This is a genomic window from Micromonospora sp. C31, assembly GCF_018070575.1.
In the GTDB taxonomy this organism is placed as follows: Bacteria; Actinomycetota; Actinomycetes; order Mycobacteriales; family Micromonosporaceae; genus Micromonospora.
Genome location: NZ_JAGPXN010000015.1, coordinates 1 through 17801, shown reverse-complemented (window position 1 = coordinate 17801; position 17801 = coordinate 1). Strand labels below are relative to the sequence as shown.

The window sequence follows — 17801 nt, the reverse complement described above, 5'->3', positions numbered from 1 at the left end:
CACACGCCACCGACGCCCAGCGGCACGGCGCGGCGGGTCAGGGACGTTCGTCGTGGCGGTACAGCGTCTCGCGGCGGGCCACGTGCTGCAGGCCGTAGCTGGTGAGCAGCAGCACGATCGCGACCGCCACCTCGAACCAGGCCGCCGTGCCGTCGGCGACGGTCAGGCCGACGGCCAGCAGCACCAAACCCGCCACCGCGAGGAGGCCCGCCCAGAGCAGCCGGCGGCGTCGGGTCGCGGCGCGCTCGGCGTCCGTCGTTGCCACGGCGGTCGCTCCTCTCCCTCGGCGACCTGTCCGCGCCCAGCCTATCGGCGGGTACGGCCGCCGACGGCGGAACAGGGCTGCGCGGCCACCGGCCGCGGGCGCAGACTGGCCGGTGTGACGTTCGTTGCGGGCCTGACGCTGGGCCGCCGGTTCCACGACGAGGTGCTGGCCCCCATCCTGCGTCGACGCCTTCCCGGTCTGCGCTACGCGGCCGGCCTGCTCGACGGCGGCTCGGAACTGCTCGGCCTGGACACCCCGCGCTCCACCGACCACGACTGGGGGCCCCGGGGGCAGCTCTTCGTCGCCGCGTGTGACGCGGCGCGGGTCCCGCACCTGCGCGCGACGTTGGCCGCCGACCTGCCGGCGGAGTTCCTCGGCTGGCCGACCCGCTTCACCGGGCACGGCAGGCTCGGGGTCGCCGACCGGACGGGCAGCCGGCACGGCGTCACCATCCACGAGCTGGGCGGCTGGTGGCACGACCGGCTGGGCTTCGACCCGGCCGCCGGCGTCAGCGCGGTGGACTGGTTGGCCACGCCCACGCAGCGGCTGGCCGAGGTGACCGGCGGCGCGGTATTCCACGACGGCCTCGACGGCGCGTTGAGCGCGGCCCGGGCGACGTTGGCGTGGTATCCGGACGACGTGTGGCGGCACGTGCTGGCCGCCGCGTGGACCCGTGTCGCCCAGGCCGAGCACCTGCCCGGCCGCTGCGCCGAGGCCGGCGACGACCTCGGCAGCCGGGTGGTGACCGCCGGGCTGGCCCGGGACCTGATGCGCCTCGCCCTGCTGCTGCACCGCCGCTGGCCCCCGTACGACAAGTGGCTGGGCACGGTGTTCGCCCGGCTGCCCGACGCGGCGCCCGTCGCCGGCGCCCTGGCCGACGCGCTCGGCCCGGGCGACTGGCGGGTACGCGAGGAGGGGCTGGTCCGGGCGCTGGAGGCGGTCGCCGCCTGGACCGACGGCACCGGCCTGGCGGCGCCGGTGCGCGCCCGGCCACGGCCGTTTCACGCACGGCCGTTCCTGGTCCTGGACGCCGGGCGGGTCGCCGCCGCACTGCGCGCCGCCATCACCGACCCGGCCCTGCGCGAGCGTGCGCCGTTCGGCGCGGTCGACCAGTACGTCGACAGCGTGGACGTGCTGACCCACGCGCACCGGGTCCGCCGGCTCGCCGCCGCGCTGCCGCCGGTGCTGGACGGCCCCGACTGACGGGAGCCGCCGACGGCGTCGAGGGACGGCGACGGGCCCCGTCCCGCCGGGGCGACGACGGGGCCGCACGCGCCGCTCAGGCGGGCAGCCGCCAGACCTGGTTGGCGCCGCCGAAGCGGTCCCAGATCTGCAGCCGGGTGCCGTCGGCGAGTGCCTCGAAGGCGGAGTCGTCGCCGTTGTTCCAGCCGCCGATCGCGATCGACACCTTGACGTTGCCGGCGTGACCGCGCGAGACCAGTTGGGAGAGCTTGGCGGGGTTCTCCACCGGGCGCAGGGTGCCGTCGCCGTTGGGCAGCACGAACGCGTAGTTGACGTGGGTGAGCTTGCCGTACGGCACGGCGTTGACGTCGCCGCTCCACGACGGCAGGTAACCGACGCTGCGGAAACCGCCGGGCAGCTCGGCGGCCTGCGCGGGGGCGGGGACCAGGGCGAGGGTGGCGGCGGTGCAGGCCAGGGTGAGCAGGCCGGCGGCGAGGGCCGACCGGAGGCGGGGCGACGATGAGGGCATCGGGGGCCTTCCCGTGGGCGGGTCGCGGCGGCCGTGCCGCCCGCGTCGGCGACCGGGCGCCGGGGTGCGGGCGTACGGGGTGGGGACGGGGGACATCCTCGAGGCAGCCAAGTCCCAAGGAGTGTTGACCGTGCCGTCAGCGACGACCTCCGATGCGCCGGAGAGCGCTCCCCGCGTGCCGGGCGGGCTGGGGCGATGCCCGAACGACCGTTAAGCTGGCCGGGTGGGACCCGACGAGCTGTACCCGCCCCGGCGGCTGGCCGACGCCCAGCGCGCCACCGCCGCCGCCGGCCTGGACGCGCTGCTGCTGACCCCCGGCTCCGACCTGCGCTACCTGACCGGCTACGACGCGCACGAGGGGGAGCGGCTCACCTGCCTGGTGCTGCCCGCACAGGGCGAGGCGACCCTGATCGTGCCCGCCCTGGAGCGGCCGGCCGCCGAGGCGTCCCCGGCCCCGGCCACCGGCGTACGCATCGTGGAGCACGCCGACGGCACCGACCCGTACCCGCTGCTCGTCGCCGCCCTCGGCGGACCGGTGGCGGCGGTCGGGCTGGCCGACCGGATGTGGGCCGAGCAGGTCCTGGCCCTGCGTACGGCGCTGCCCGGCGCCGCCCAACGGCTGGCCTCGGAGGTGCTGCGCGAGATGCGCGTGCGCAAGTCCCCGGCGGAGGTCGCGGCGCTGGCCGAGGCGGGCGCGGCGATCGACGCGGTGCACGGGCGGATGGGGGAGTGGCTGCGGCCGGGCCGCACCGAGGCTGAGGTGGGCGCCGACATCGCGGCGGCCATCCTTGCCGCCGGCCACGTGAGCGTGGACTTCGTGATCGTCGCCGCCGGCCCGAACGGCGCCAGCCCGCACCACGGCACCTCCGAGCGCCCGATCGGTGCCGGCGAACCGGTCGTCGTGGACATCGGCGGGACGATGCCCTCGGGCTACCGCTCCGACTGCACCCGCACGTACGTCGCGGGCGCCCCGGCGCCGGCCGAGTTCGTCGACTACTACGCGGTGCTGCACGCCGCCCAGCGGGCCGCGGTGGCCGCGGTCCGCCCCGGGGCCACCGCCGAGGACGTCGACGCGGCGGCCCGCGAACCGATCGTCGCCGCCGGCTTCGGCGCGGCGTTCCTGCACCGCACCGGCCACGGCATCGGCCTGGACGGCCACGAGGACCCCTACGTGGTGGCCGGCAACGCCCGCCCGCTGGAGGCGGGGATGACGTTCTCCGTCGAACCCGGCATCTACCTGGCGGGCCGCCACGGCGCCCGCATCGAGGACATCGTCGTCTGCGCCACGGACGGCGTGCAACGGCTCAACACCACCCCCACGGAGCTCATCGCGCTATGACTGTCGACCGGATCCTGCCCACCGACGAGGCCCACGACCTGCTCGACCTCGCCACCGAACTCGCCGACCGGGAGCTCGCGCCGCGCGCCGCCGGGTTCGAGGAGCGCGCCGAGTTCCCCCGCGAGGTGCTGCGCACCCTAGGGCGGGCCGGCCTGCTCGGCCTGCCGTACGCCGAGGAGTACGGCGGCGCCGCCCAGCCCTACGAGGTGTACCTCCAGGTGCTGGAGATCCTGGCCAGCCGCTGGCTCGCGGTCGCCGAGGCGGTCAGCGTGCACACCCTGTCCTGCTACCCGCTGGCGCAGTTCGGCACCGACGAGCAGCGCAAGCTGCTGCCCGACATGATCGGCGGGGAACTGCTCGGGGCGTACTGCCTGTCGGAGCCGCAGGGCGGCTCGGACGCCGCCGCGCTGACCACGAGGGCGGTACTCGACGGCGAGACCTACGTGGTCGACGGCACCAAGGCGTGGATCACCCACGCCCAGGTGGCGGACTTCTACAACATCTTCTGCCGCACCGGCGGGCCCGGCCCGAAGGGCATCTCCTGCCTGCTGGCCGACCGCGACACGCCCGGCATCGCGCCGCAGGCCGCCGAGCGCACGATGGGGCTGCGCGCCTCCCCGGTGGCGCAGATCGCCTTCGACTCGGCCCGGGTGCCGGCCGAGCGGCTGATCGGCGGGGAGGGGGCGGGCTTCTCCATCGCGATGTCCGCGCTCGACTCGGGTCGCCTCGGCATCGCCGCCTGCGCGGTCGGGCTGGCCCAGGCTGCACTGGACTACGCGGTCGGCTACGCCCGGGAGCGCCAGCAGTTCGGCAGGGCGGTCATCGACTTCCAGGGGCTGGGTTTCACGCTCGCCGACCTGGCCACCCAGATCTCCGCGGCCCGGGCGTTGATGCTGGCCGCGGCCCGGCTGCGCGACGCCGGCCGGCCGTACTCGATCGAGGCGGCGAAGGCGAAGCTCTTCGCCACGGACGTGGCGATGCGGGTGACCACCGACGCGGTGCAGGTGCTCGGCGGCGCCGGCTACGTGGCCGACCACCCGGTGGAGCGCTACATGCGCGAGGCCAAGGTGCTGCAGATCGTCGAGGGGACCAACCAGATCCAGCGGCTGGTCATCTCCCGGGCGCTGGCGAAGGGCTGACCGACGCGTCCCGCCGGCGTGGCAGGTGCGCCGCGTCGCGTCGGCGGGAGCGCGTCGTCGCCGCCGGGCGGTTTTCCCGGTAGGTTGCACGCCGTGGAGGAGATCGACCGCGCCATCATCGCCGCCCTGACCGCTGACGGTCGGCTGTCGTACACGGATCTGGCGGCTGGGGTCGGCCTGTCGGTCTCCGCCGTGCACCAGCGGGTGCGCCGGCTGGAGCAGCGGGGCGTGATCAAGGGGTACGCCGCGCGGGTGTCCTTCGAGGCCCTCGAACTGCCGTTGACCGCGTTCGTGGCGATCCGGCCGTTCGACCCGTCGCAGCCCGACGACGCGCCGGAGCGGCTGGCCCACCTGCCCGAGATCGACTCGTGCTACTCGGTGGCGGGGGAGGACTTCTATCTCCTGCTGGTGCGGGTGGCCAGCCCGGCCGGCCTGGAGCGGCTGCTCCAGGAGATCCGGACGGCGGCGAACGTGACCACCCGCACGACCGTGGTGCTGTCGACGCCCTACGAGAACCGGCCGCCGAAGATCAGTGTCGAGCCCCACGTTCGGGTGCGTGCCCGGGCGTCGGGGGAACCGGCTGGTTCCACCGCAGAATGACCCGCCGGCCGTGCTCGTGGCCGAGCACGCTGACGGTGGCGGTGTCCAGTCGCAGCAACCCGCCGGCTGAGGGCGGCAGGCCGACCCAGCGGGCGCCGAGCACGCGCAGGCTGTGGGCGTGCCCGACGAGGGCGACGGTGCCCCGGTCGAGCAGCGGGTGGACCCGGGCGAGCACCCGGTCGAGGCGCTCGCCGACCTGGTTGGGGGACTCACCGCCGGGGCAGCCGTCGGTCCAGATCGACCAGCTCGGGTGGTCGTCGCTGATGTCGGCGGTGGTGCGCCCCTCGTAGTCGCCGTAGTTCCATTCGGCGAGGTCGTCGATCGTGCCGGTGACGGTGAGGCCGGCCAGCCGCGCGGTGTGCAGGGCCCGGGCGCGGGGGCTGGTGAGGACGGCGGCGAAGCGCCGGCCGGCGAGGAACCGGCCGAGGGCGCGCGCCTGCCGCTCGCCGTCGGGGGTGAGCTCGAGGTCGGTGTACGAGGTGTGCCGGCGGCTGGCGCTCCAGGTGGTCTCGCCGTGCCGGATCAGCAGGATCTCTCCCATTCCAACAGTCAACCAGACACTCCTACCCACCGTTCACCTAGTGTCCTAGGATGCCTTAGCGGGTGTGCGATCACCCACCGGGACAGGGACAGAAGCCAGCAAGGCCCGAAAAGGAAGACGACCGACCCGGGCGTCCAGAAGGGGGCGGCAGGGGGCCACGAGCGGGCCGGCCCTCGCGGATGAAGGCGGCGGTGGCCAGCGCCGGATCGAGCCGTGCGAGCCGTCGGCGACCCTGCCCCGGGGCCGGGGGAGGGGTTCACGGGACGGCTGGGACCTGGAACCACGTCACCCCCGGAGCCGTCCACCGGCCCGGGGGTGACGTGGTTACGTGCGGGTTCAGTCGTTGCGGTGCTCGGCCCACCACTGCTGCCCGGCCTCGGGCAGGGTGTCGATCGGGTCGTAGTAGGCGTGGCGCTTGTTGAGCGCCTCGGCGTCGGCGGACTCGATGGAGGTGCGGTAGTTCTTCGTCCAGTACGAGATGCCACGGTCGCGGTCGTACTCGGTGAGCATGTGCACCCAGCGCTTGCCGACGAAGGGGACGTCGCAGACGATGCGTGGGGTGGCGTAGCCGGGCAGGTAGCCCATGATGTCGTGCTGGAGCTGCTGGGCGTGCCAGACCGGCACCCGCCAGTGCTCGGCGTTGGGGATCATGTCGCACATGTAGAAGTAGTACGGCAGGATGCCCGCCTCGCCCTGGAGGGCGAAGCAGAGGTCGAGCAGGTCGGGGGCGGTGGCGTTGACGCCGCGCATGAGCACACCCTGGTTGCGGACGTCGCGTACGCCCACGTCGAGGGCGGTCTGGGCGGCCCTGGCGACCAGCGGGGTGAGCGACTGGGCGTGGTTGACGTGGGTGTGGATGGCGAGGTTGACGCCGCGGCGGGCGGCGGTGCGGGCGACGCGTTCGAGGCCCTCGACGACGTCGGGCTGCAGCCAGTGCTGGGGCAGGCCCATGAGGGCCTTGGTGGCGAGCCGGATGTCGCGGATGGTCTCGATCTCCAGCAGCCGCATCAGGTAGGACTCGAGGTTCTTCCACGGCACGTTGGCCACGTCGCCGCCGGAGACGACGACGTCACGGACGCCGGGGTGGGCCTTGAGGTAGCCGATGTGGGCGTCGTAGCGGTCGACGGGCTTGAGGGTGAGCTTGAGCTTGTCGACGGCGGGGGTGGAGTTGCCGACGAGGTCCATGCGGGTGCAGTGCCCGCAGTACTGGGGGCAGGTGGAGAGCAGTTCGGCGAGGACCTTGGTGGGGTAGCGGTGGGTGAGGCCCTCGGCGACCCACATGTCGTGTTCGTGCAGGGAGTCGCGGCTGGCGTACGGGTGGGAGGGCCAGTCGGTGCGCCGGTCGGAGGCGACGGGGATCATGTAGCGCCGGATGGGGTCGGCGAGGAACGCCTCGGTGCTCATCGGCGCGAACGGGACCATGGTGTTGACCATCTGTGGCGGCACCAGCATGGACATGGTGGCCAGGGCCTTCTGGTCGGCCTCGAGGTCGGCGTAGAAGGACTCGTCGACCGCGTCGCCGAGGACGGTGCGCAGTTGCTTGATGTTCTTGACGCAGTTGACGCGCTGCCACTGTGCGTTCTCCCACTGGTCGCGGGTGACGTGGCGCCAGCCGGGGAAGCGGGTCCAGTCGGGTTCGACGAGGGGAGCGCGGCGGTATTCGTAGGGCTGTCCCGCGGTGGGGACCGCGACCGGCGCGGGGCGGGGCGGGGGCAGGGTCTCCACCGGTTGGGTCTGGGTCACGGCCCCTCCTCGATGTGGTGCGGTTGATCAGCAATCCCGAAGGCTACTGGAAAATATTCGGTGAAGAAATTAGTCTGCCGGAAGTTTTCCCGCTACGCGAGTCCTGGCCGGGGCTTCGAGCGGTACGAACAGGGGGAGGTCGTGTGACGTCACCGGTGGGTCTGCACCGCGTTGTCGAACCGGCGGGGGTGCTGCCGCAGGCCGCGTGGCGGCTGGACGCGAGCCCGGAGGTCGCGCCGAACGAGGTGCGTATCCGGGTGGAGCGGTTGAACCTGGACGCGGCGAGTTTCCGGCAGTTGTGGGAGAAGCACGGCGGCGACGGCGACGCGGTCCGGGCCGAGGTGCTCCAGATCGTGTCCGCCCGGGGCAAGATGCAGAACCCGGTGACCGGGTCGGGCGGGATGTTGATCGGCACGGTGGAGGAGGCGGGGCGGCGTTCCCCGCTGGGGCTGCGGGCGGGGCAGCGGGTGGCGACCCTGGTGTCGCTGACGTTGACGCCGCTGACGATCCTCGACGGGTTGGCCCGTTGGGACGGGCGCAGCGAGCAGGTGCCGTGTGACGGGTACGCGATCCTGTTCGCCCGGTCGATCGCGGCGGTGCTGCCGGCGGATCTCGATCCGCAGCTGTCCCTGGCGGTGCTCGACGTGTGCGGGGCCCCGGCGTTGACGGCGCGGGTGGTGTCGCGGTACGTGGCGGAGCGGGAGCGGGCGGGGGATCCGACGCCGGTGCGGGTGGCGGTGGTCGGGGGCGCGGGCAAGAGCGGGTCGTTGTCGTTGGCCGCGGCGCGGCGGGCGGGTGCCGCCCGTACGGTCGGGGTGGTGCCGGTGGTGGCGGAGCGCGACTCGTTGGCGGCGGTGGCGTTGGCGGACGCGGTGGCGTTGGCCGACGCCCGGGATCCGGTGGCGTTGTCGACGGCGGTGACGACGGCGTTGGGGGCGCCGGCGGACGTGACGGTGGTCTGCGTGGACGTGCCGGGCTGTGAGCATGGTGCGGTGCTGGCGACGGCGGACGGCGGCACGGTGGTGTTCTTCTCGATGGCGACGAGTTTCGCGGCGGCGGCGTTGGGGGCGGAGGGCCTGGCGGCGGACGTGACGATGCTGGTGGGCAACGGGTACGTGCCGGGGCACGCGGAGTTCGCGCTGGGTCTGCTGCGGTCGGAGTCGGGGGTGCGGGCGTTGTTCGAGGCGCGTCTGGCGGCAGACTGATGGTCATGACGAACCCCTCGACTCTGTACCGCGGCGGGACGCTGCACTGCCCGGCCGATCCGAGCGCGACGGCTCTGCTGGTGACCGATGGCCGGATCTCCTGGTTGGGGGTGGACGCGGACGCGCCGGCCGCCGATCGGGTGGTGGATCTGGACGGGGCGTTGGTGACGCCGGCGTTCGTGGACGCGCACGTGCACGCCACGGACACGGGGTTGGCGTTGTCGGGGCTGGACCTGTCGGGGGTGCGGTCGGCGACGGAGCTGCTGGACGCGGTGTCGGGGTTCGCGGCGGGGTTGCCGTCGGACGCGGTGGTGCTGGGGCACGGGTGGGACGAGTCGTGCTGGCCGGTGCCGCAGCTGCCGGATTCGGTGCTGCTGGACCGGGCGGCCGGGGGGCGGCGGGTCTACCTGTCGCAGGCGTCGATCCATTCGGCGTTGGTGTCGGCGGCGTTGCTGGCGGCGTGTCCGCGGGTGGTGTCGGCGGCGGGTTATGACGCGTCGGGTTGGTTGCGGCGTGACGCGCACCATGTGGTGCGGGCGGCGGCGTTCGCGTCGGTGACGCGGGCGCAGCGGGTGGCGGCGCAGCGGGCGGCGTTGGGGCACGCGGCGTCACTGGGGATCGCGGCGGTGCACGAGTGTGGGGGGCCGGAGATCTCCGACGAGGAGGACTTCACGGGTCTGTTGGCGTTGTCGGGTGACGGCGTGGCGGAGGTGTACGGGTACTGGGGTGAGTTGCTGGGTGCGGCGCGGGCCCGGGAGCTGGGTGCGGTGGGGGCGGGTGGTGACCTGTTCGCCGACGGGGCGTTGGGGTCGCGTACGGCGCACGTGTCGCGGGACTACCTGGACGGTGACGGGGGTTGCGGGCACGGTTATCTGAGTGCGGAGCAGGTGCGGGAGCATCTGTTGGACTGTGCGGCGCACGGTGTGCAGGGTGGTTTCCACGCGATCGGTGACGCGGCGATCGCGACGGTGCTGGAGGGCTTCGCGGGGGCGGCGGAGAAGCTGGGCACGGATCGGGTGCGGGCGGCGCGGCACCGTGTCGAGCATGCGGAGATCATGAACAAGCGGTTGATCGCGGGGTTCGTGGAGTACGGGATCGTGGCGAGCATGCAGCCGGCGTTCGACCGGTTGTGGGGTGGTGCGGGTCGGATGTACGAGTCGCGGCTGGGTCTGGCGCGGTCGTTGGAGTCGAATCCGATGGGTGCGATGCACGCGGTGGGGGTGGCGTTGGCGTTCGGGTCGGATTCGCCGGTGACGCCGTTGGATCCGTGGGGTTCGGTGCGGGCGGCGGTGTGGCATCACAGTCCGGCGCAGCGGATGAGTGTGCGGGCGGCGTTCGCGGCGCACACCCGTGGCGGGTGGCGGGCGGTGCGGCTGGACAGTGAGGGTGTGTTGGCGTTGGGGGCGCCGGCGACGTTCGCGGTGTGGTCGACGCCGGCGGGGGTGGAGCGGGGGTTGCCGGTGTTGTTGGCGGCGGATCCGGAGGCGCGTGGTCCGCAGGATCCGACGCCGCTGCCGGTGTGTCGGCGCACGGTGTTGCGCGGTGACGTGATCTTCGAGGGAGGGGCTTCGTGAGCGAGCGGTCCATCGGTACGGCGTGTGGCGCCGTCGTGGGGCAGGGTGGGGTGACGGTGTGACGGGCAAGCTTGAGCTGGATCCGCGGCTGGTGGCGCGGGCGCGGGAGTTGGCGCGTCGGGCGGGGCAGCCGGTGGTGGATCTGGCGCGTAGCCATACGACGGTGTCGGTGGAGCGGGCGGTGTTGCGGCTGGCCGGGGTGGCCGGTGCCGATCCGGACGGGATTCCGTGGGTGAACCGGCTGGTGGACGCGGTGGTCGCGGACGTTGGGTTGGGGCACGGGGTGGCGGTGCCGGTGTTCGACGCCCTGCTGCGCGAGCAGGTCGGGGATGTGACGTTGCTGGCGCAGAAGGCGGCGGCCGGGTCGGTGCGCTTCGGGGTGCCGACGGGTAAGGCGGCGACGGCGGCGCGGAAGGCGGCGCGTAGGGCGGTCGGTGCGGGGATCCGGGCGATCGACCGGCGGCGGGTGGAGCGGGACCGGTTGGTGAAGCGGTTCGGGGATCCGAAGCAGCGGCCGTGGATCTATCTGATCGTGGCGACGGGGGACATCTACGAGGACATTCCGCAGGCGCAGGCGGCGGCGCGGGCGGGCGCGGACGTGATCGCGGTGATCCGGTCGACGGGGCAGTCGTTGTTGGACTATGTGCCGGAGGGTGCGACGCGGGAGGGGTTCGCGGGTACGTATGCGACGCAGGAGAACTTCCGGTTGATGCGGGCGGCGTTGGACGAGTCGTCGCGGGAGTTGGGTCGGTATGTGCGGTTGACGAACTACGCGTCGGGTCTGTGCATGCCGGAGATGGCGGCGTTGGCGGGCCTGGAGCGGCTGGACATGATGTTGAACGATTCGATGTACGGGATTCTGTTCCGGGACATCAATCCGGTTCGTACGTTCGTGGATCAGCGGTTCTCGCGGCAGGTGCACGCGCGGGCGGGGATCATCATCAACACCGGTGAGGACAACTATCTGACCACTGCGGATGCGGTGGACGAGGCGCACACGGTGACGGTGTCGCAGTTGCTCAACGAGTTCTTCGCGCACGAGGCGGGGTTGGCGGACTGGCAGTTGGGGTTGGGGCACGCGTTCGAGATCAATCCGGATGTGCCGGAGTCGTTCCGGTTGGAGTTGGCGCACGCGATGTTGGCGCGGGAGTTGTTTCCGGACGCGCCGTTGAAGTGGATGCCGCCGACGAAGCACATGACCGGTGACGTGTTCCGGGGGAATCTGCTGGACGGGTTCTTCAATCTGGTGGGGACGATGACCGGTCAGGGGATCCTGCTGGTGGGGATGATGACCGAGGCGGTGGTGACGCCGTGGTTGTCGGATCGGGACATCGCCTTGCAGAACGTGCGGTACGTGTTGGGTGCGGCCGGTGGGTTGCACGAGGACTTCGTGCCGGCGCCGGGTGGGTTCATCCAGCAGCGGGCGAATCGGGTGCTGGGTGAGGCGGTCGACCTGCTGGAGCGGATCGGTGAGCAGTCGTTGTTGACGGCGATCGCCGAGGGCACGTTCGGGATCATGAAGCGGCCGGCGGATCGGGGCAAGGGGTTGGCGGGGGTGGCCAAGCACGAGGCGGACTACTTCAATCCGGCGACGGAGATCCTGGAAGGGGCGGCCGCGTGAGCGCGGTGGAGGCCGGTGGGGATGCCGGGAAGAGGATCGTGCGGCCGTACGGGGACACCACGGGTGACGGCATGGTGCAGGTGTCGTTCACGTTGCCGGTGTCGCACGACAAGCGGGCCGAGGGCGCGGCGGTGCAGTTGGCGAACAAGATGGGCATCGACCCGGCGATGCTGGTGCACGCGAAGCCGATGAGCGACGGGTTCACGTTCTTCGTGGTGTACGGGCGGGTGAACCATCTGGTGGACCTGTCGGCGGTGCAGGTGGTGGAGCGTGACTTCCCGCTGTTGTCGGCGAAGGAGGTCAACGCGGTGGTGAAGCGGCGGTTGCGGCGCAAGTTGTCGGTGGTGGGGGCGTGCATCGGCACGGACGCGCACACGGTCGGTATCGACGCGATCCTCAACGTGAAGGGCATCGCCGGGGAGAAGGGCCTGGAGTACTACCGGGAGTTGAAGGTCACGAACCTGGGGGCGCAGGTGAGTGTGCCGGAGTTGGTGGAGGCGGCCCGGGTGGAGCGGGCGGACGCGGTGCTGGTGTCGCAGGTGGTGACGCAGCGTGATGCGCATCTGCACAACACGCGGGAGATGTCGGCGGCGTTCCGGGAGGCGATGCCGGCGGGGCGTCGGCCGTTGCTGATCGTGGGTGGGCCGCGTTTCGACGAGACGATGGCCGGTGAGTTGGGTGTGGATCGGATCTTCGGCCGGGGGACGACTCCGGGTGAGGTGGCGAGTTTCCTGGTGCACGCGTTGATCGAGAAGAAGGCGAAGGCATGAGTGATTCCCGGGTGGGTCTGACGGTGGTGCACCGGCGGTATGTGCCGTATTCGCACGCGCACTACGCGGGCAACCTGGTCGACGGGGCGTACGCGTTGGGGTTGTTCGGGGACGTGGCCACGGAGGTGTGTATCCGCACCGATGGTGACGAGGGGTTGTTCGCGTCGTATTCGGATGTGCAGTTCCGGGCGGCGATGAGGGCGGGTGACGTGTTGGAGGTGACGGCGACGGTGACGCGGGTGGGTACGCGCAGCCGCACGATCGACTTCGTGGCGGCGGTGGTGTGTCGGGGGCGGCCGGATCGGGGTGGGTCGGCGGCGGAGGTGCTCGACGTGCCGGTCGTGGCGGTCACGGCGACCGGCACGGTGGTCGTTCCGCCTGCGGCGTGAGGTACGCGGTCTGCGCCGACGTGGGGTCCACGTACACGAAGGTGGCGGTGGTGGACCTGGACGTCGGCGCGTTGGTGGGGGCGGCGTCGGCGCCGACGACGGTGGGCACGGACGTGCTGCACGGCCTGGACGCGGCGGTCGGTTCGGCCACGGCCGGGTTGGCTGGTGTGCGGGATGCGCCGTGGTTTGTGTGTTCGTCGGCCGGTGGTGGGCTGCGGTTGGCGGTGATCGGCTACGAGCGGCTGGTGACGGCGCAGGCGGGGCGGCGGGTGGGCCTGTCGGCGGGCGCGAACGTGGTGCACGTGGCGGCGGGGCGGCTCGGCGCGGCGGAGTTGGCGGCGTTGCGGGCGGCCCGCCCGGACGTGGTGCTGTTGGTGGGTGGCACCGACGGCGGGGACGCCGAGACGTTGACGCACAACGCGACGCGGTTGGCGCGGGCCCGGTGGCGGGTGCCGGTGGTGTTGGCCGGCAACGTCGACGTGCGCGACGAGCTGCACGCGGTGCTGGCGGCGGCGGGGGTGCCGGTGACGGTGGCCGACAACGTGCTGCCGCGTATCGGGGTGTTGGCGCCGGCGGGGGCGCGCTCGGCGATCCGGGAGGTGTTCCTGCGGCACGTGATCGGCGGCAAGCGGTTGTCGCGGGGGTCGCGGTTCGCGCGGCTGGTGCGTGCGGCCACGCCTGACGCGGTGTTGACGGGGGTGGAGGTGCTGGCCGACGCGCTGGGTGGTGATCTGGTGGTGGTGGACGTGGGGGGCGCGACCACGGACGTGTATTCGGTGTTGACGCCGGACGAGCGGGCGACGGGGCCGGGGCGGGAGGTGGCGGGGTCGCTGTGGCGGGCCCGTACCGTCGAGGGGGACCTGGGCATGCGGTGGAGCGCGCCGGGGGTGGTGCGGGCGGCCGTGGAGGAGCGGTTGTTGACCGACGGGCAGGGCGACGCTCTGGCGGTGGGGGCGGTGGCGCGGGCCGCCGACCCGGGGTTCCTGCCTGATGGGGACGCGGAGCGGGTGGTGGACGCCCGGATCGCGGCGTTGGCGGCGACGGTGGCGTTGCGGCGGCACGCGCGGGGGGCGGCGACGGGGGAGCGGGCCGGGCGGGATCTGCGTGACGTGCGGCTGCTGGTGGGTTCCGGTGGGGTGTTGCGGCATGCCGCGGCGGCGGATGCGGCGGGTGTGCTGGGTGCGGTGCTGGCCGATCATGCCGGCGGGTGGGCGTTGCCGCGGGCGGCGCGGCCGGTGGTCGACTCCGACTACGTGTTGGCCGCCGGTGGGTTGCTGGCCGCCGAGCATCCGGGGGCGGCGGTGGCGTTGCTGCGCGGGCACCTGGGCACGTATTGAGACTCGCCGACGCGACACGCCGTGGTGCATCACACGACAGGCCCGGGTGGGTTGACAGCGGCGGGGGTCTACGCCGTACCGTCTTTGAGTCCTACTATGGGAAGCGGCTGTTGTTCGCTTCGTCCCTTCGTCCGCTGGCCGAGCGACATGTGAGCAGTGCGTCGCGGCGGCCAGGTCCAGCGGGCGGGGGTCGGCGGGGCGGCGCGAACCGGCCGCGGTTACCGGTGTACGGGCAGGGTGAGGTGCACGGCCAGTAGACAACGGCCAGGCGGGGGCAGCCAGTCCGCGTCGGGTCGGTCCGAAGGTCGGCGTAGCTCATTCTCGCCCCACCGGCCGGGAAGGGCCTGGGAGCATCGGGGCGCGGCGCGAGCCGCGCCCCGATTTGTGTCTCGGCTTCCCCTTGCGGGTGTGTGCTCCGGTGGGGCGGCATCTGGTTGGCGGGTAGCCTTCGGCCCGTGATCGTGGGGATGGTGCCGGCGCCGGCCGGGGACGACAGCGGGCCGCCTGCCGGGCGGGCGGTTGTGCCGCGGGCGCTGCCGTTGCCGGTGGCGGCGCCGATGGCGGTGGCGGCCGGCCTGGCGTTGCTGGCGGCGTTTCCGCCGTACGGGCTGTGGCCGCTGGCGCCGCTGGGGGTGGCGTTGCTGGCCGTGGCGACGCACCGCCGTCGGGTGCGTGCCGGCGCGGGGCTGGGTCTGCTGGCCGGGGTGGCGTTGTTCGCGCCGTTGTTGAGTTGGACGAACCTGCACACCGGCTACCTGCCGTGGGTGTTGCTGTCGCTGTTGCAGGCCGGCTACCTGGCGCTGCTGGGCGCGGCGGGGGCGTTCGTGTCGCCGCTGGCGGACCGGGTGCGGTGGAGTTGGCCGGCGGTGACCGGGGTGCTGTGGGTGGGGCAGGAGGCGCTGCGCGACCGGACCCCGTTCGGCGGGTTCCCGTGGGGGCGGCTGGCGTTCAGCCAGGGCGACTCGCCGCTGCTGCGGCTGGCCGCGTGGGGTGGGGCGCCGCTGGTGACGTTCGCGGTGGCGCTGGCCGGTGGGCTGGTGGGTGCGGCGCTGTGGCGGGCGTGGGAGTCGCCGCGGCGGCGGGCGCCGATCGCGGCGCTGAGCGCCGCGGCGGTCGCGGTGCCCGTGGTCGGGCTGCTGGTGCCGGTGGCGGCGGCCGGAGGCGGTGCGGGCGTGACGGTGGCGATCGTGCAGGGCAACGTGCCGCGGCTGGGCCTGGACTTCAACGCCCAGCGGCAGGCGGTGCTCGACAACCACGTCGACGCCACGATCGAGCTGGCGGGGCAGGTGGCGGCCGGGGTGCGGCCCCGCCCCGAGCTGGTGGTGTGGCCGGAGAACTCCAGCGACATCGACCCGCTGCGTGACACCGCCGCCGGGGCGCGCATCTCGCGGGCCGCCGACGCCGTCGGCGCCCCGATCCTGGTCGGTGCGGTGCTGCGCGGCCCCGGCGAGGGTCAGGTCCGCAACGCCGGCATCCTGTGGCGGCCCGGCAGCGGGGCGGATCTGGGCCAGTTGTACACGAAGCGGCATCCGGTGCCGTTCGCCGAGTACGTGCCGATGCGTGATCTGGCCCGGATGGTCAGCAGGCAGGTCGACCGGGTGCGCGCCGATTTCGTGCCGGGCAGTGAGCCGGGGGTGCTGGACAGCGGGGCGGCGGTGCTCGGCGACGTGATCTGCTTCGAGGTCGCCTACGACGAGGTGGTGCGCGACACCGTCACCGGCGGGGCGCAGTTGCTGGTGGTGCAGACCAACAACGCGACGTTCGACGTGGCGGAGGCGCAGCAGCAGTTGGCGATGGTGCGGCTGCGGGCGGTCGAGCACGGCCGGCCGGCGTTGATGGCCTCCACGGTCGGGGTGTCCGGGTTCGTTGCCCCGGACGGGCGGGTAAGCGACGCCACCGGGTTCAACACCCGCGCGGTCGTGGTGCGGCAGCTGCGGCTGGACGACGGGCGCACCCTGGCCACCCGGGTCGGGTTGTGGCCGGAGGTGGCGCTGGCCACCCTGGCCGTGGCGGCCCTGGTCGGCGCGGGCGTGCTGCGCCGCCGGCACCACGGCGGGTGAGACCAGCCGGTACGCCGGCGGAGGGGGAGCGACGGTGGGCGAGACGACCGGCATCCGAGCGGACACCGGTCAGCCGGGGGTGGGTCGGGTGCTCGTGGTGATTCCGACCTACAACGAGGCCGACAACGTGGCGCAGATCGTGGGGCGGGTGCGTCGCGCCGCGCCGGCGGTGGAGATCCTGGTCGCCGACGACAACAGCCCGGACGGCACGGGCGCGCTCGCCGACGCCCTGGCCGGCGCCGACGGTCGGGTGCACGTGCTGCACCGCGAGGGCAAGCAGGGCCTGGGTGCGGCGTACCTGGCGGGGTTCTCGTGGGCACGCGAGCGTGGTTTCGATGCGGTGGTGGAGATGGACGCCGACGGTTCGCACGCCCCCGAGGACCTGCCCGCGTTGCTGTCGGCGGCCCGCGACGCCGACGTGGTGATCGGTTCGCGGTGGACCGTCGGCGCGCGGGTGGTGAACTGGCCGTTGCGGCGGCTGTTGTTGTCGCGTTGCGGCAACCTGTACGCGCGGCTGGCGTTGGGCATGCCGCTGTCGGATGTCACCGGCGGCTTCCGGGTGTACCGGCTGGCGGTCCTGGACGAGATCGACCTGGCGTCGGTGTGTTCGCAGGGTTACTCGTTCCAGGTGGAGCTGTCGCGGTTGGCGCACCGCTGCGGGGCGCGCATCGTGGAGGTGCCGATAACGTTCGCCGAGCGGGAGCGGGGCAGCAGCAAGATGAGCCCGTGGATCGTGGCGGAGGCGCTGTGGCGGATCACCGCGTGGGCGGTGCAGGACCGGCGGACGGCGTTGCGGCGGGGTCTGCACGGCACCCCTACCGGTCAGGTCCGGTGGCCCTGAGCGGGGGCGTGTCATGCTGGACGGGGTGCTGGCGCCCGCGTGGGGGTGACCCGCGCCGGGGGCGTCGCTGATGGTGAGTGGGGTGAGATGCGCCGAGGTCTGAGGTTTGTGCCGTTGGCCCTGTTGGCGGCGGTGCTGCTGGAGTTGGTGGTGTTCGTCGCGGTGGGCCGGGCGATCGGGTTCGGCTCGGCGTTGCTGGCGGTGTTCGCGGCGTCGCTGCTGGGGCTGGTGCTGCTGCGGCGGGAGGGGATGCGTGCCTGGCGGGGTTTCAAGGCCTCCGCGCAGGCCGGTCAGCCGCCGGGTCGGCAGGTCACCGATGGTCTCGTCGGGCTGCTCGGTGCGCTGCTGCTGGCGTTGCCGGGCCTGCTCAGCGGGCTGGTGGGGTTGTCGTTGCTGGTGCCGCCGGTGCGCCGGTTGGCTCGCGGCGGGGTGCAGCGGGCCGCGGAGCGGCGGGTGTCGTCGATGGTCGCCGGTGACCTGTTCGGGCCGCGTCGGGTGCGGGTGCGTCGGGGCGCGGCGCAGCCGGCGGAGCCGCAGCCGGCTGCTGAGCCGACCGTCGTGGTCGACGGGACGCGGGCCATCGAGGGTGAGATCGTCGAGCCAGGCCGCAACTGAGGCGGACACGTCGGGGCCCCGGGCGCGGGGGGGGGGGGGGGGCCGGCGGGG

General features: G+C 73.3%; 16 protein-coding genes and 1 pseudogene. 13 read left to right on the top strand and 4 right to left on the bottom strand.

Features of this window, described 5'->3' with window-relative positions:
• Window positions 1-37: 37 nt before the first annotated feature.
• Window positions 38-265, bottom strand: coding sequence for a hypothetical protein (locus KBX06_RS19645; protein WP_210837147.1), 228 nt, complete (start codon window positions 263-265; stop codon window positions 38-40).
• 114 nt (window positions 266-379) lie between these two features.
• On the opposite strand from KBX06_RS19645, the gene KBX06_RS19640 reads away from it, so the two are divergent.
• Complete coding sequence (locus KBX06_RS19640) at window positions 380-1468, top strand: DUF4037 domain-containing protein (RefSeq protein WP_210837146.1); 1089 nt, start codon at window positions 380-382, stop codon at window positions 1466-1468.
• Window positions 1469-1544: 76 nt separating this feature from the next.
• Here KBX06_RS19640 and KBX06_RS19635 read toward each other — a convergent pair whose 3' ends face one another.
• On the bottom strand, window positions 1545-1976 hold the full coding sequence (locus KBX06_RS19635) for a glycosyl hydrolase family 18 protein (RefSeq protein ID WP_210837144.1): 432 nt from the start codon (window positions 1974-1976) through the stop codon (window positions 1545-1547).
• Window positions 1977-2199: 223 nt separating this feature from the next.
• Between KBX06_RS19635 and KBX06_RS19630 the strand changes: the two genes are divergently transcribed.
• The 3 genes from KBX06_RS19630 (at window position 2200) to KBX06_RS19620 (ending at window position 5054) form a co-directional block, all read left to right on the top strand.
• Window positions 2200-3315, top strand: a complete 1116-nt coding sequence (locus tag KBX06_RS19630; RefSeq protein WP_210837142.1) for a Xaa-Pro peptidase family protein — start codon at window positions 2200-2202, stop codon at window positions 3313-3315.
• Window positions 3312-4454, top strand: coding sequence for an acyl-CoA dehydrogenase family protein (locus KBX06_RS19625; RefSeq protein ID WP_210837140.1), 1143 nt, complete (start codon window positions 3312-3314; stop codon window positions 4452-4454). Before KBX06_RS19630 ends, KBX06_RS19625 begins: the two co-directional genes overlap by 4 nt.
• A gap of 93 nt (window positions 4455-4547) precedes the next feature.
• Entirely contained in the window at window positions 4548-5054 is a 507-nt protein-coding gene (locus KBX06_RS19620; RefSeq protein ID WP_210837138.1) for an Lrp/AsnC family transcriptional regulator, read from the top strand.
• Here the strand turns inward: KBX06_RS19620 and KBX06_RS19615 are convergent.
• Window positions 4984-5595 carry a histidine phosphatase family protein gene (locus tag KBX06_RS19615; protein ID WP_210837438.1) on the bottom strand — a complete coding sequence of 204 codons (612 nt, stop codon included), beginning with the start codon at window positions 5593-5595 and terminating at the stop codon, window positions 4984-4986. The genes KBX06_RS19620 and KBX06_RS19615 overlap by 71 nt on opposite strands.
• Window positions 5596-5931: 336 nt before the next feature.
• Window positions 5932-7338: a KamA family radical SAM protein gene (locus KBX06_RS19610; protein ID WP_210837136.1), complete on the bottom strand. Its 1407-nt coding sequence runs from the start codon at window positions 7336-7338 to the stop codon at window positions 5932-5934.
• 155 nt (window positions 7339-7493) lie between these two features.
• Here KBX06_RS19610 and KBX06_RS19605 point away from each other — a divergent pair, with 155 nt between their 5' ends.
• The 9 genes and pseudogenes from KBX06_RS19605 to KBX06_RS19565 all read left to right on the top strand — a co-directional run bounded on the left by KBX06_RS19605 (window position 7494) and on the right by KBX06_RS19565 (window position 17750).
• Complete coding sequence (locus KBX06_RS19605) at window positions 7494-8543, top strand: zinc-binding alcohol dehydrogenase (protein ID WP_210837436.1); 1050 nt, start codon at window positions 7494-7496, stop codon at window positions 8541-8543.
• Between the two features lie 5 nt (window positions 8544-8548).
• On the top strand, window positions 8549-10117 hold the full coding sequence (locus tag KBX06_RS19600) for an amidohydrolase (protein WP_210837134.1): 1569 nt from the start codon (window positions 8549-8551) through the stop codon (window positions 10115-10117).
• Between the two features lie 58 nt (window positions 10118-10175).
• Window positions 10176-11738: a lysine 5,6-aminomutase subunit alpha gene (locus tag KBX06_RS19595; RefSeq protein ID WP_210837132.1), complete on the top strand. Its 1563-nt coding sequence runs from the start codon at window positions 10176-10178 to the stop codon at window positions 11736-11738.
• Between the two features lie 5 nt (window positions 11739-11743).
• Window positions 11744-12508 (top strand): OAM dimerization domain-containing protein, encoded by a 765-nt coding sequence (locus KBX06_RS19590; protein WP_374225658.1) that lies wholly within the window; start codon window positions 11744-11746, stop codon window positions 12506-12508.
• Complete coding sequence (locus KBX06_RS19585; protein ID WP_210837123.1) at window positions 12505-12897, top strand: hotdog domain-containing protein; 393 nt, start codon at window positions 12505-12507, stop codon at window positions 12895-12897. Before KBX06_RS19590 ends, KBX06_RS19585 begins: the two co-directional genes overlap by 4 nt.
• A complete protein-coding gene (locus tag KBX06_RS19580; protein WP_210837121.1) occupies window positions 12894-14234 on the top strand; it encodes a glutamate mutase L in 1341 nt (446 codons plus the stop codon). The genes KBX06_RS19585 and KBX06_RS19580 overlap by 4 nt, the downstream gene beginning before the upstream one ends.
• 408 nt (window positions 14235-14642) lie before the next feature.
• A pseudogene (gene lnt / locus KBX06_RS19575) lies at window positions 14643-16320 on the top strand (apolipoprotein N-acyltransferase); the annotation flags it as partial.
• A gap of 26 nt (window positions 16321-16346) precedes the next feature.
• Window positions 16347-17135: a polyprenol monophosphomannose synthase gene (locus tag KBX06_RS19570; RefSeq protein ID WP_210837432.1), complete on the top strand. Its 789-nt coding sequence runs from the start codon at window positions 16347-16349 to the stop codon at window positions 17133-17135.
• An 87-nt stretch (window positions 17136-17222) separates the two neighbouring features.
• Entirely contained in the window at window positions 17223-17750 is a 528-nt protein-coding gene (locus tag KBX06_RS19565) for an FxsA family protein (protein WP_210837118.1), read from the top strand.
• Window positions 17751-17801: the final 51 nt, after the last annotated feature.

What these genes read in the sequence shown, in the direction of transcription:
- KBX06_RS19635 (WP_210837144.1), bottom strand. Translation starts at nt 1,976, where the DNA reads ATGCCCTCATCGTCGCCCCGCCTCCGGTCGGCCCTCGCCGCCGGCCTG.
- KBX06_RS19625 (WP_210837140.1), top strand. Translation starts at nt 3,312, where the DNA reads ATGACTGTCGACCGGATCCTGCCCACCGACGAGGCCCACGACCTGCTC.
- KBX06_RS19615 (WP_210837438.1), bottom strand. Translation starts at nt 5,595, where the DNA reads ATGGGAGAGATCCTGCTGATCCGGCACGGCGAGACCACCTGGAGCGCC.
- KBX06_RS19600 (WP_210837134.1), top strand. Translation starts at nt 8,549, where the DNA reads ATGACGAACCCCTCGACTCTGTACCGCGGCGGGACGCTGCACTGCCCG.
- KBX06_RS19585 (WP_210837123.1), top strand. Translation starts at nt 12,505, where the DNA reads ATGAGTGATTCCCGGGTGGGTCTGACGGTGGTGCACCGGCGGTATGTG.
- KBX06_RS19565 (WP_210837118.1), top strand. Translation starts at nt 17,223, where the DNA reads ATGCGCCGAGGTCTGAGGTTTGTGCCGTTGGCCCTGTTGGCGGCGGTG.